Here is a 13,305-nt window from a genome sequence, read left to right as displayed (position 1 = left end):
TTCTTTATTTCGCTAAGTCACGGAACAACTCATATCCCTGATCAGGCGTGATACCTTGATGCACGACCGCATGAACCGCCTGGATCATGGCGACAGGAGAAGTACTCTGGAATACATTACGTCCCATATCCACGCCGGCCGCACCGTCGTTAATCGCATTATAACATAATTCCAACGCCTCCTTCTCCGGTAATTTCTTACCACCGGCGATTACCACGGGAACCGGGCAAGCGGCGGCTACCTTCTCGAAGCCCTCACAATAGTAGGTCTTCACGATATTAGCGCCATTCTCCGCACAGATACGGGAAGCCAGACCGAAATAACGAGCGTCTCGAGCCATTTGCTTACCAACGGCGGTAACACCCATTACCGGGATATTGTAACGGCTAGCCTTATCGACCGCCTTATATAAGTTAGCCACAGTCTTAGCCTCATGCGCCTCGTCGCCGATAGCCAACATAACCGCCATGGCGGAGACGTTCATACGGATAGCGTCCTCTATATCGATCAATACATTATCATTCAAATCCGTAAGGATAGACGTTCCAGCGTCCGAACGAAGACAAATCGGTTTCGTCGTATTCGCAGGGATCGTAGATTGCAGGATACCACGGGTACACATCAAGCAATCCGCATATTCAATCAAAGGAACGATATTCAAGTCGATACGCTCCAGACCGGAAGTCGGCCCCATGATGAAACCATGGTCAAAAGCAAGCATAACCGCCTTGCCTGTCTTCGGGTTGAAGATACGGGATAAACGGTCTTTCATACCCCAAGGTAAGTTCTCGGCTCCCTTCACATGGAAACTCTGGTTCTCACAATTGATGCCTAAACCGAAGTCCGCACCTTCTCTTAAATCATCTAAATCTGCCATATTTATTATTCGTTATATTATTATATTTTATAGAGACGGGGCACGCCCCGTCTCACGCTGTGTATTATTTTATAGCGCCTCAGCAAAAGAAGCGAACATACAGCTCCAAGAAGTAGCCCCGCTATCAGCGAAACCAATCGAACGCTCGCCATAGTTACGGGCACGGCCAAAGTTAGCTTTCATCGGTACCGTAGCCTCCGCTCCCTCAAGCGCCGCTTTAGCGCCAGCATTCAAGACTTCCTTGATATCATCCGACGTACAAGCCTGCATAGCCTCCACCGCCGGGATCAAGGCATCCATCATCGTCTTGTCGCCTCGTTTCGCTTGGGTTTGTTGTTGCACATTCGCCAAGCCACCGGCGAACATAGCTTTCACGCCTGCGGCATCCAACTCGGTTCCCTCTGCATGATCGCTCATACCCAAGAAGAAAGCGCCGAGCAAGGTACTTGTCGATCCGCTCACTTCCATCATCACGTCCATACCCATATCACCAAGCATTTGCTTGAACTCCGTTCCAGACTGAGCGCTTTTATTCACGGCAGTCATAGCGGCAACGATAGCGGTACCATGATCTCCATCCCCGATTACGGCATCCAATTTAGAAAATTCCTCCTCACGTGCCTTGATCTGTTTCAGCGCATTGTCTAACATGGCCTTGAAGGCCTCGATAGTAAGTTGTTTCATGTATATTATTTATTTACCTAGGGTTGTCCAATAAGGTGCGTCCGCACGTTTGTTATTCAAATAATCGATATGATCCTCATCCAAGATCGCCATGATCATCTGGAATCCGGCTTGCTCCTGTACGGTCAAGATCTCTTGGATACGGCTTACCACCACCTGCAAGCCACGAGCCTCTAATTCCTTATAAGCCTTGCGGAAGATGATATTCAATTCCATATGGGTAGTAGCGCCTACGCCGTTAATGATCAATAACATCTTATCACCGGCTTTTGGCTGTAACTGCTGGCAAAGTAGGTCTACCATCTCCGCTGCCGTATCATCGGCGGATACCAACGGTTTCTGTCCACCACCACCTTCGCCATGCTGGCCCATACCGATCTCCATGATTCCATCGGGAAGATTCGTGATCGTACCTCCGTTCTGGGGATGCGTACAAGAACGCATAGCGACAGCCAAGGTAGCCACGTTCTTATTATAGCGTTCACCTATCTCAATCAACTCGTCTAAAGACTTCCCTTCCTCGGCGGCGGCACCTAATATCTTATACAAAGGAACACAACCGGCCAAGCCACGGCGATCATCTACATTCGCCCCGATACCTGCGCTGATATCATCATGCGTAAGTAATTTCTTCACCTTGATACCCTTACGAGCAGCCAACTGGCAAGCCATATTAGCGCTCATCACGTCGCCGGAATGGTTCAATACGACCAGCAAGATCCCGGCCTCACGATCCATCAATTGCAGTGCCTGAAACAAACGTTGGGCACCCGGAGCGGCGAATACGTCACCCACGACGGAGCAATCCAACATGCCCTCTCCTACGAAACCGCTCAAGGCAGGCTCATGACCGGAACCGCCTAAGGTAACGATCGCTACCTTATCATTGCCTTTCGGGTTAGCACGTACGACGATATTCTCAGCCGCCAACTTTACTTGATTCGGATACGCTAACGCATAACCTTCCAATAACTCAGCCGTAATATTCTCAGGATCATTTATGAATTTTGTCTTGATGTCTGACATGGTATTATCCTCCTTTAGATTTATAAATTTTGATTTACGAATTATTTTAGTTCCATGATCTCGATAGCGATACCTTCTTCCTCGATGAAAGCGATCGTCAAGTGCTCGTCGCAAACAGCAGGGCCGAAGATTACCTTCTTACCTTCCAACTCTTTTTCCAAACAAGGAACCGTATAAGCGATATGGCCATTGGTCTGTACCAACTCCGGTAAGCAGCTGCCTTTCTCGAATTTCAAGAACTCGATCCGGTTCGGACTCTTGCTGTAATCCGTCAACCATACACTCAGGCCTTCGTTATAAACCGCCCCTTCTTTACTTTCTGTAGTGACAATTCCTACGTGATTAAATGTTCTCATGATCTATTCAATTTATAGTTAGACAATTATATTATTAAAATTCGTTCTCTTCCGATAGGATATAAAGCCAGCCCCCAATACTAGGATGATCGACAGATAAAGATAAATAAATATCCCGTTCACGTTGTCATTCTGGCCATAAGAGTGCATGCCACTCAAGAAATAATTCACGCCGAAGAAGGTCATCAACACCGAATAGAAGGCCAAGATAGACGTAAAATTAAACAACCACAGGTTATTGCATTTCGGTATCAAGCGGAGATGCGTCACGATCGCATATATCACCATCGTAATCAACGCCCACGTCTCCTTCGGGTCCCAGCCCCAATAACGTCCCCACGACTCATTCGCCCAGACCGCTCCCAAGAAAGTACCGATCGTCATCAGGGCCAATCCGATCCAAAGTGACATCTCGTTCACGATACTCAATTCTCGTACCCGTTCTTTGAGCATCACGCTGTTCTTCTCCCCGCTTACGCTCATCATCACCAGATTCGTCAAGCCGATCAGACAGCTAATACCGAAGAAACCGTAAGCTCCCACGATAACCGCCACATGGAACATCAACCATGGGGATTTCAAGACCGGAACCAGCGGATTGATCTGCGGGTCCATCCAACTCAAGCCGGACACGAACAAGATGATCCCCCCGAATAAAGTAGCCAACGCAAACGTAAGCGTACTCTTGCGTACGAACAACAACCCGGCGAACACCGTAGCCCAAGCCACATAAACCATCGTCTCGTACGAATTGCTCCAAGGGGCGTAACCTGCGATATACCACCGCATTCCCATCCCATACATATGGAAAACGAATACGGCCAAAATGCCCAGACTCAATAACCAAGTCGTATAGGTAACCCATTTTTTCTTCTTGAATAAGGCCACGAAAGCGAAGATCAGCAACAAGCCTCCCAAAATCAAGTACCCTTTCTTACATTGCCGGAATACATCCATTTGATTATATTTAATCTCGGCCTGTATTTTCTCAGGGCGAATGTCTACCGTCTTATTCTTGGCTTGCTGATACGTATGGATCATTCCGATTACCTCGTCCGCTTTCTCCCAATCACCACTCTTCAATCCTTCCTGTACCTCCGATAAATACCAGCCCATAATGTGGGTAACGAACATGGAGTCCTTTCCGGAAAACGCCGATAAATCATCGCCCGGTGCATACCATTTGTGATCCGGGTCGTCCTCTTTCGGGAAAAGGTTTAACATCTGGTAATTGATCAATTGATGGAAGATATTTACCTGCTCATCCAGCTTGATCAAGTCTTTATCGAAGCGGGTACGCTCCGCTGGCATTTTATTGTAGGCCTTTTCCAGCTTCTCTTGCAATTTATAGCGTCCGTTACTATCGAATACCTCTATATAGGCGCAATCCTTATCCGTAAGGTCGTAATAATTAGCCAGCTCACTATTAGACAAGGCGATAAACGGCACCCGGACCCACATATCCGGCATAGCCAAGACACTCAACAAGAACTGATCAGAGTTCAAGGAACCGAACTGATCCGATTTATGCAACTTTCGCAGTACCTCGGAAGAAAATGTATTGATCGGCAACATACGTCCGCTTACCGATTGGATCGGCAACGCACCGAACTTAGCGGCATGTTCCGGACTTATCGCATATTTCTGTATGGCCTCCTTCATCTCGGGAGCGGCCGCACCTTGCGCCCGCAAGCCCCCTACGGAAAGAAGAATCGCTACTAACAGGGTCGTTTTACGAGCGCCCGATCTTAAATCTTTCAACTGTCGGCTTAATTTCATGAAACGGGAGTTTTTACCTACCAAGCAAAGTATAAAGCCGATCACTAAAATCACGTAGCCGGTATACGTAATATTCCTTCCGGCCACATCTCGGTTCACGGAAAGTACCGTTCCTTGCTCATCCGGGTCATAGGAGGCTTGGAAGAAGCGATAGCCTTTCACGTCTAATACATTATTCATATATACCCGGGCATGGCGAGTCTGTCCATCTACATGTACCAGCAACTCACTCTCATAAGCAGAGGGACTGGCAGAGCCGGGATAGCGGGTTAAGGTAAATTTCACGAGTTCTACGCTAAAAGGAAGCGTATGATAGAGAGTCTGGTCCGAGGTACGGATCATGATACGATCGCTAGCCTCTCCCTCACGCAGGTGAAGGATTCCTTCCTCGCCGAAAAGGTGGGAAATAAGGGCACCCAGAAGGATGACAATAAAGGCGGCATGGGTGACCATCAATCCCCATCTACGCCGCTTAAGTAACTGGTGCTTGATAACGATAGCCACGAAATTGGCTACCAATAAGAATTGGAGTAAGAAAAATACAGGAGAATAGTAAATCATCGCTTTAGCGGCGGCAGTACCATGATACTTCTCTATAAAAGTAGCGATAGCCAAGCCAAAGGCGTAGATCAATAGAAGGACGATAGTCGTCACAGAAGAAGAGATAAATCTTTCTAGAGTTTTCATTTGCTCATTTATTAATAACACTGATGCGACAAATGTACGCAGATTAATCATTTTTGAAAGAATCGGCGATTAATTTGCCGCATCCATGTTATCTATCTATAAATAGACCTTGTCTATTAGTCCTCAATAATTACCCGGAAGCCTACGTTGAATACACGTTGGTACGGATAATATCCTTTACGGGTATAAGCCGTCGAGAATTTCGGTCGCTCGATATAAGAACCGCCACGAACCACCTTATACTCGGAAACCTCTTTCGATTTCTCGTTGTAAGGATAAGGCAAGTAATCTGAACGAGTCCATTCCGCCACGTTACCGTGCATGCAATACAAACCGAACGGATTCGCTTCATATTGCTTACCACCCACCTGAACCAAATTGCCATCATCCACGCCTTCCTCTTTCGGTAAGTAAGTATAGTACTTGTACCAATAAGAAGTCTTAGGCATCGGTTGCGGGTCGATACCGCTTACGGCAAGCAGGAGCGTGGTTACGTCGGCTAGGTTATCCTTTTTACCGAAGTCCGCATTCATATCGCCATACCAGAAATCTTGATCGCTACCGGCACGACAAGCCCATTCCCATTGCGCCTCGGTCGGAAGCGTGATGTTCAAGCCTGTTTTCTCACTCAGCTTCTTACAATAATCCATAGCGTCATTGTAACTTACACGGATTACCGGTTGCTCTGGCTTATTAGCGGGATATCCTTGAACCACGTGATCCTTCCATTGCTGATCCACGAAACGGCTGTCGTGATCCGGGAAAATCACGTTGAATTGCTGGTTCGTAACCTCCAACTCACCCATCCAGAAAGCTTTGTCAATCTTCACTTTCGCCGTCGGACGAGTATCGGATTGCCCACGATAGCTACCCATCACGAATTGTCCGGCCGGAATGCGAACAAATGTCATCTTGATACCCGGAGCCAACTCAATCTCCTTACGGGTTTCCTTCTCGTCGGCCAACATAGCCTTGATCCGGTCCGCATCGAAAGGCCAACCTTTCACCTTCAACTCTTTTTCCTTGACAGGAGCCAATTTCTCCGGCATCTCCGGTTTGATCTCACCTTTACCCTTCAAGTAAGCGGCATAATCGGAGATCTCTTTCTTCCAATCCACGCCTGCGCCATTCGCATACTTATCCGTCAACTCTTTACGACGCTTGATCTGGTCAAAGCCTTGATACGGGATGATATCCTTCGAAAGCACATTCGCATTGAAATAACCCTTATCCGGAGCGTTGTAATCAATCCAGTTATAAAGGGTTTTCCACTCTTTATCCGTCAGTTGCACGTTAAAGTGCCCTTTCTTCAACATACGAACCAGTTCACTCGTGTTCGGATGATATTCATACGGTTGAAGAACCACCATATCACCCTCGCCACCTTGACGGTGTACATACGGATGCAGATTCAAGTAAGAAGTGCCATAACCTAATTTATCCTTCTTGCCCCCACGCAAGTCGAAAGCCTTACCCTCACCATTATGGCAAGCGATACAGGCACGATCCAAGATCGGTTGGATCTCCAGATCGAACGTGAACGAACGGGTCCCCCCTTCCGGCGGAGTCAACGCATGCGGGGCTTTCTGCGAAGCCATCACACGTTTCGGAATAGGAATCTGGTTCTGGTCCTCATGGCAACCGATACAAGATACCACCTCGCCCGGCTGACCGGTCAACCAGCTACGCATCCACTGGATAGCCACTCCGTCTTTGTCTAACGGCTGGATAGAGATCGGCGTATTCGCCGGGATCTTGAAGATAGCGGAGCCATCCTCTTCTACCGGTACTGTACCCAACATACGTTTGATGTCCCAACCGGACTGGATTCCATGCCAGTTATGATCGGAGGTAGTCTTCACGTAAGCATACTCATAAGCGTGCAGACGAAGAGACTTAACCGTACCCCGGGGAATGCCTCTCAAACCCTCTCCCTCGTAAATATCCTGAATAAAGACCGTAGCCTCTTTGTCATTCAATTTCACACGGTCCGGAATAGCCGGAGGAGTCTGTGTCTTACGTACGGCAACCGGACTGATATAGCCCTCACCCTCTACCTTACGCAAACAAGTCACGTTATCGAATACGTCCACCAAATAGATACCCCATAAATCCTGTGGATCTAATTTAGCGGCCACCAAGAAATATTTATCATTCAGCGGAGTCGGTTTGATAAACTGCGGCCATACGCCATTTACCAACTCATCCTTAATCTCCTCCACGATCGGCCGGTTACGATACGGTATCTCCTGTACCATACCAGCGGCGCCTTTACGGGCTTTCGCCGGATCGAACACGATTAAACGACCGGAACGGGCAATACCATGGTGACCGGAGATAATTCCCACGAAAGCGGAACCGTGGCCCGGCAACGGCTGAATATCGAACGTACTGTTCGGGAACATCGATCCGCTACCATACAGCGCTTTCTGCTCCGTACCATCCGGATTCATGTTCATCACGATACGGGAATAATAGTGCGTCAAGTCCGTGTACTCCCAACGAGTGTACATCACACGACCGTTATTCATCACTACCGGGTTCCAGTTTGCGTCTTGATCGAAAGTCAGACGGCGCAAGTTCTTCGTATCCGGCGTATAAAGTACCATATTACCGACAGGGTCATCACCGCTTACACAAGGCACGCCTTGATAACCGATATTCGAGTTGGCGATGATACGTCCGTCCGGTAAGTAGGTTCCATCATAAAACTCCAGATCCGGTTCCTCGTTATGTATTAATTGCTTAAAGCCCGAGCCATCCAATTTCACCTCGAATACGTTCCAACGCTTATCGGGCATCGTCTGGGTAAACATAGCACGATCGCCATCCCAATGCATCCGCAAGTCGGCGACAGAGGAACCGTTTTCCGGTTTATAGATCGACCGTACCTGTACATCCTCCCCGCGTAAATTACTCAACTCCACGATATCGGCGTCGAAGCCCATACGGCGGGCGGACTCTTGGTTACTCCAGTTATTACCCTGCGTACCCAAATCCGGAGCCATTGCCTTATGAGCGTTTACACCTAATTTAAAGCGGGCAGCCAAGACTTTATCACCATCCAAGAACGGGTTCGCCAGCAAGATCGTACGTTTATTCGCGATCGCTTTCTCGGCATTAACCAAAGCGGCCTCATCACCACTATAAATGCCATCGAAACCTTTCTTTACCTGCTGTTCCAACTCATCCAGAACCGGTTGATATTTAGTGGCGTCGAAGCCTTTCAACTTTTTCATATCGTTGAAAGCCAAACGAATCGCCTCCATATTCAACCAACTCAAGTCGCTCTGCAAATTACAGATACGTTGAGTTTTCTCATAAAGTTTCAAATACTCACGGATCTGGGTATCAATATCTTTTTCCGTCTCGATCTGCTTAACAGCGTTCTTTACATACGCAGCGTCTTTCAGACGAGAAGCCAGATTCAAGACAATATCACGCTCGGCGGAAGCGTCACTGGCAGTCAACCAGTTCTCCAACCCATCGATATTAGCGTTTAAGGCCCCCAATTCCTTCGGATAAGCGGCTAGCAAACGTGCGGCCTCCTCCTTCGGGAAAACATTCATGATACGGAAGAATACACTACCTACCGTCGACTGATCGGCCAAACCCACCTCAGCCTCGAAGCGTACATATTCCTTATTGATATTGTACACCATCACGCCATTGGCATGGCATAATACACTATGATCGTATTTCTTACCGCCGATCAACAAAGGATTCCCGTATAAATCCGTATTCTTGCGGATACTGCCCGAGCCAGAAACCCAATAATCAGGATCTAACTCATCCAACCAAACCGAACTACCGTCCGCCTTGATTAAACGGGCATTCGCCCATGTACCCCAATCCCAATCCGTACCATCCGGTCCGGCGGCCGTAACAAGCACCAACTGATCCAGCCCCGTCAAATCGGCGGACATCGGGACAGCCTTCTGCTTCGCCTTGATCCAAGCCGACATGATCGGCATGTTCGCCTTCACCAAAGAGGCACGAAGCTCAGACTTTTGTTTTACTGAGGCGTCAATCCAGTTATCCACCTTCTTTTGCTTCGGACCTGCCGAAACAAGAAGAGAGGTCGACAACAAGAGTGATACCATTATATAGTATTTATTCATGTATTAAATTTAAATTTAGAAGGTTGTTTATTGAAACCCTAAGGATCACGATCGGCAACCCTTAGAATTACGAAGCATAACCCTAGAGGTTTTTATAAAGCGGCCTTCTGGTTCGTGAAACGTAAGCCAGCGTTGTCGTGATAGCATGCCCACTCATCTACGATAGCGCCTTCCGGACCTGCCATCATAAAGTGGAATGTCTCCAATTTCTTCAGACGTAATACGTCGCCGACCTTCTGAACCACGAAATTCTTGCTCTTGATCGGTCCGTGTCCAGCAGGGATAGCCGGTGCGTTCGGAGTCTCGTCACCTACCTCAGAGAAGTTGTATACCCAACCCTTCTCTACCATCCAAGACTCATGTTTAGCCGGGAAGTCAGTCTTTATGTGAGCATGTTCCGGAATCATCTGGCCCGGCAACAAATAGATAGCGTGAGCGAAATACTTATACTCCGGATCGTTGATCCAGAAAATACCCCCCATACCTACATTCTCGAAATCACCCAAACCAAAGTCTGTCACCCACATATCTTTCGCCATCAACTCCGTGAAAGGAACATCGTAGAAAGCAAACATATCTTTCATCGCTTCCATAGCGACATCTTGTTGGAACTTGCCGTCTTTATAAAAATCGGCGTTCGTGTACTTCTTTGAATAAGCCATTGTTTTATTTTTTTGATTGTTAGTATTACATGCGTTCGTGCATTCTTTGCGGCAAGTTCCTTCCGGACAATTGCCCTCCCCGTTAGCGGCGCAACAAGTAGCGTCTGTTGTTGTCTTTCCCGTACATGCGACCATAGATGCCAACGCCAATCCCATAGCCGCCATTTTCATGTTCAAACCTTTTCTCATTTGTTTTTGTGTATATTTGTTAGTACTATCTGTTTCAACGTATCGCTATTCCCTCGATCTCGATCAATAACTCATCCCGGCAAACGTCGGCCCACATATAAGAGATCGGGATATTTAATCCGTAGGTATTCATCAAACGCTCAGCCTCCTCATAGTCGGATTTATTCTTCAAGTAGACTCGTAACTTAACCAATTTAGCGTCAGCGATCAGTTCCGCTATATTCTCCATCGTGATCCGTAGCTGACGTTCCAGACCTACTCCCTTCAAGCTCTCCTCACCACGGATAGCGGCTGTACCGGAGATATAAATCAATTTACGATCCTGAAAAGTCATGCTCTTGGCACGCTCGAACTTAGGGGTCGTCTTCTTTTGTCGGGCAACTTCCAGTACTTGTTCCGAATACGCATGGGCAGCCACCTGCAACTTATTATCGATCGGCGTAGCGAAAGCGTCCGGCGTAGTAAATACGACAGCATCCACATCAATCAAGATACCTCCCAGATTCGCCCCGATACCCGTAGCGGCAGGATAACCATTCGTCCATTCCGTTTTACTATAAAAATCAGACCGGGCGTTATTAAACGCTTGATAATGCTGATCCTGACCGTCGAAAGCTGTTATACGCTCGATATAATTCCACTGACGGATAATGCTATTCAACGGAAACCCCTCCCGACGAAGCACATCCCCCAATAACCGGAAAGCTTCCACCGACTGAGGCTCTATACCAAAATGGAGTACATCCCCTTGAAAACCGCCGGCAAAAAGGAAACGTCCCGAGGCATTCTCCAACAAGACATAAGGAACACCTTGATAATGACGGAAAGTAATCCGATCCTGCGCATCGGGCACATAGCTATGTACCTCCATCAGCAAAGGAGCGTTCAGCGGCGGTTGGGAGACATAGCTCAAAGCCGGTTCGCAATCCCCATAATACCGACGGATTTTCTCCCGCAGCAAAACCCGGCGTGCCACGTATTCCTCATTCGTACCCGGAGTACCGAAAAAGGCCAGTCTCATGATCACCTCGTTTTGAGGTAATTGAGACAATAGATCGTCCACCATAACCGCGAACTCAGCCGGCTCAGTGTTTAATATCGTATAATGTATTTTCTCACAATAATTCATATCCTTTTATTTTACAGGGAGTTTACATATTCCGTTAATGCCTCGACATCTTTCTTGGAGACCTTTTTATCGATACCATGCTTATGGACCTCGAACACCTCTTCCATGGTAGCCGCACGCCCATCAAACAGATAAGGAGCCGTACGCCAAACCTCAATCAAAGTAGGAGTGTCCCACCCTTTCTCAAATTCGATATCCTCGCCGATACGGTGCATCTTCATATCCGTATAATAAGGACCGCTATGACACTCGCCACATTTCAGTTTCTCAAACACCTTTCTTCCCTCTTTCGCCTTATCCGATAATTCCCCATTTACTAAATACGGACTAGGCACCGGACGCAAGGATTTCATATAAGCGTCCACACATTTCGCCATTTCCTCTTCTGGCTCAAAAAACTGGATGAACTTAAAACCGGCACGTACCGCATATTCCGCACTCTCACGAACACCCGAGATCATGCTTGGGGGAGTCACATGCGAATACAACATGCTCTTACAATTCTTCGAGTTACCAACTCCATCATTCATCAAGTCCCAGTTCATCCCGTCCGTACGGGCATCCCCCGGATGGCAACCATTACAACTCTGCCAGCCTTGATAACAATGATTCGCATCGTTAAAATATTTCTCGCCCTTGTTCTCCGGCGTTTCCGTACGACCCGGATTCATGTCGGTAGCCGTTACCTCCAATGTATTTATATCGACGGTATTCAAGATATCGGCGAAATAAGTAGGGATTATCAACTTATCTCCCGAAAATATAAAATTTCGGGGACCGTTTCCTTGTAAGGGAACTCGCTCACGAAGTCCATACAAGAAATTCAAGTCGTAATCCAGACGGCTCTTATCCTTATAAGACTCAAACTTCGCCAACATCGCCGGATGATCGATCACGCTTACCTCATGCGTACCGCTATGCGTGATAAAGATATGCTTGTCATCGCAAGCGATACTCCAGATACCGGCAGCGCCACGATCCGGCTCGTCCACCAATACCGCCCCAACGAATTCCTGCTTCGCCACATCGATCACGCTGAAAGCACTCGTGTTCATCCAACCTTGTTGAAGCTGGGAAGTAGGCACCGTGAATCGTCCCAAGTTATGAGACACGTATATATATTTCCCGTCCGGCGTGATGCACATCCCTCGTAAGGCATTGCTACCATTCGCCAATTGGATATCTTTCACTTTCGTAAACCCATCCATCTCGATTACCGATACGCAAGCGGCCACCACATCCACGTCCGCCCGTTGTGCGGGCAGGAAATTCGTAACAAACATATACTTGCCATCCTTGCTGAATACCGCCGATTTAGGCTCACGCAACACTTTCACGCTCCGGACTACCTTACGCATCACCGGATCTACCTCGACCACCGAATTATCGAACTGATTACATACATATATATGTTTCTTATCCGGCCCGAACATCGGATGGCAGGCTCCCGATCCCGTCGGTATGGCCGCTTCCACCCTACCCGATTCCAAGGAAAGCACTTGTAAGCGGCCGGTCTTCTCGAAGGTCGTCACATACACCTTATCCCCATCCGGAAGCAACCCGGTCGGGATCTCATCAAACGGAAACGAATGAAGCAAGCTCTTACCGTCCGCTGAAAAGATATCCAGATGTCTCGTTCCTTTCTGTGTCATTAATAGCTCCCCCTTCGCGTTCAATACGGCATCCGTAGTAAAGAAAGGTGGGTTGCCGGCTGAAGCGAGAGAAACGCAACAGCCGACAAGACAAGCCACCAATGAGTTTTTTATCAAGTATTTTCGTGTGTTCATGGTATATT

9 protein-coding genes are annotated in these 13,305 nt (G+C 47.8%); all 9 read right to left on the bottom strand.

From position 1 onward, the window contains the following. Positions 1 to 4: 4 nt before the first annotated feature. Positions 5 to 877, bottom strand: a complete 873-nt coding sequence (lsrF, locus tag NBH16_RS05670; protein WP_005863031.1) for a 3-hydroxy-5-phosphonooxypentane-2,4-dione thiolase — start codon at positions 875 to 877, stop codon at positions 5 to 7. 69 nt (positions 878 to 946) lie between these two features. Next, positions 947 to 1,561, bottom strand: coding sequence for a DAK2 domain-containing protein (locus NBH16_RS05665; protein WP_005863034.1), 615 nt, complete (start codon positions 1,559 to 1,561; stop codon positions 947 to 949). 9 nt (positions 1,562 to 1,570) lie between these two features. Then, positions 1,571 to 2,587, bottom strand: a complete 1,017-nt coding sequence (locus NBH16_RS05660; RefSeq protein WP_008772438.1) for a dihydroxyacetone kinase subunit DhaK — start codon at positions 2,585 to 2,587, stop codon at positions 1,571 to 1,573. A gap of 41 nt (positions 2,588 to 2,628) precedes the next feature. Further along, complete coding sequence (locus tag NBH16_RS05655) at positions 2,629 to 2,943, bottom strand: hypothetical protein (protein ID WP_005857750.1); 315 nt, start codon at positions 2,941 to 2,943, stop codon at positions 2,629 to 2,631. Positions 2,944 to 2,961: 18 nt separating this feature from the next. Continuing rightward, on the bottom strand, positions 2,962 to 5,409 hold the full coding sequence (locus NBH16_RS05650; RefSeq protein WP_250788213.1) for a cytochrome c biogenesis protein CcsA: 2,448 nt from the start codon (positions 5,407 to 5,409) through the stop codon (positions 2,962 to 2,964). Positions 5,410 to 5,525: 116 nt separating this feature from the next. Then, complete coding sequence (locus NBH16_RS05645) at positions 5,526 to 9,530, bottom strand: SUMF1/EgtB/PvdO family nonheme iron enzyme (RefSeq protein ID WP_057316928.1); 4,005 nt, start codon at positions 9,528 to 9,530, stop codon at positions 5,526 to 5,528. 92 nt (positions 9,531 to 9,622) lie between these two features. Beyond that, positions 9,623 to 10,381 carry a cupin domain-containing protein gene (locus NBH16_RS05640; protein ID WP_250788212.1) on the bottom strand — a complete coding sequence of 253 codons (759 nt, stop codon included), beginning with the start codon at positions 10,379 to 10,381 and terminating at the stop codon, positions 9,623 to 9,625. Positions 10,382 to 10,415: 34 nt separating this feature from the next. After that, a complete protein-coding gene (locus tag NBH16_RS05635) occupies positions 10,416 to 11,510 on the bottom strand; it encodes a chorismate transformation FkbO/Hyg5 family protein (RefSeq protein ID WP_250788211.1) in 1,095 nt (364 codons plus the stop codon). An 11-nt stretch (positions 11,511 to 11,521) separates the two neighbouring features. Further along, the gene (locus NBH16_RS05630) at positions 11,522 to 13,297 is read right to left on the bottom strand and encodes a YncE family protein (protein ID WP_057328384.1); all 1,776 of its coding nucleotides are present in this window, start codon (positions 13,295 to 13,297) and stop codon (positions 11,522 to 11,524) included. Between the last annotated feature and the right edge of the window lie 8 nt (positions 13,298 to 13,305).

This window comes from Parabacteroides sp. Y3-G-102 (assembly GCF_023656845.1).
In the GTDB taxonomy this organism is placed as follows: Bacteria; Bacteroidota; Bacteroidia; order Bacteroidales; family Tannerellaceae; genus Parabacteroides; species Parabacteroides distasonis.
Note: the sequence above shows the minus strand (reverse complement) of the source record. Positions and strands in the feature narration are given on the sequence as shown.

What these genes read in the sequence shown, in the direction of transcription:
- NBH16_RS05655 (WP_005857750.1), bottom strand. Translation starts at nt 2,943, where the DNA reads ATGAGAACATTTAATCACGTAGGAATTGTCACTACAGAAAGTAAAGAA.
- lsrF (WP_005863031.1), bottom strand. Translation starts at nt 877, where the DNA reads ATGGCAGATTTAGATGATTTAAGAGAAGGTGCGGACTTCGGTTTAGGC.
- NBH16_RS05665 (WP_005863034.1), bottom strand. Translation starts at nt 1,561, where the DNA reads ATGAAACAACTTACTATCGAGGCCTTCAAGGCCATGTTAGACAATGCG.
- NBH16_RS05640 (WP_250788212.1), bottom strand. Translation starts at nt 10,381, where the DNA reads ATGAGAAAAGGTTTGAACATGAAAATGGCGGCTATGGGATTGGCGTTG.
- NBH16_RS05650 (WP_250788213.1), bottom strand. Translation starts at nt 5,409, where the DNA reads ATGAAAACTCTAGAAAGATTTATCTCTTCTTCTGTGACGACTATCGTC.
- NBH16_RS05635 (WP_250788211.1), bottom strand. Translation starts at nt 11,510, where the DNA reads ATGAATTATTGTGAGAAAATACATTATACGATATTAAACACTGAGCCG.
- NBH16_RS05630 (WP_057328384.1), bottom strand. Translation starts at nt 13,297, where the DNA reads ATGAACACACGAAAATACTTGATAAAAAACTCATTGGTGGCTTGTCTT.
- NBH16_RS05660 (WP_008772438.1), bottom strand. Translation starts at nt 2,587, where the DNA reads ATGTCAGACATCAAGACAAAATTCATAAATGATCCTGAGAATATTACG.
- NBH16_RS05645 (WP_057316928.1), bottom strand. Translation starts at nt 9,530, where the DNA reads ATGAATAAATACTATATAATGGTATCACTCTTGTTGTCGACCTCTCTT.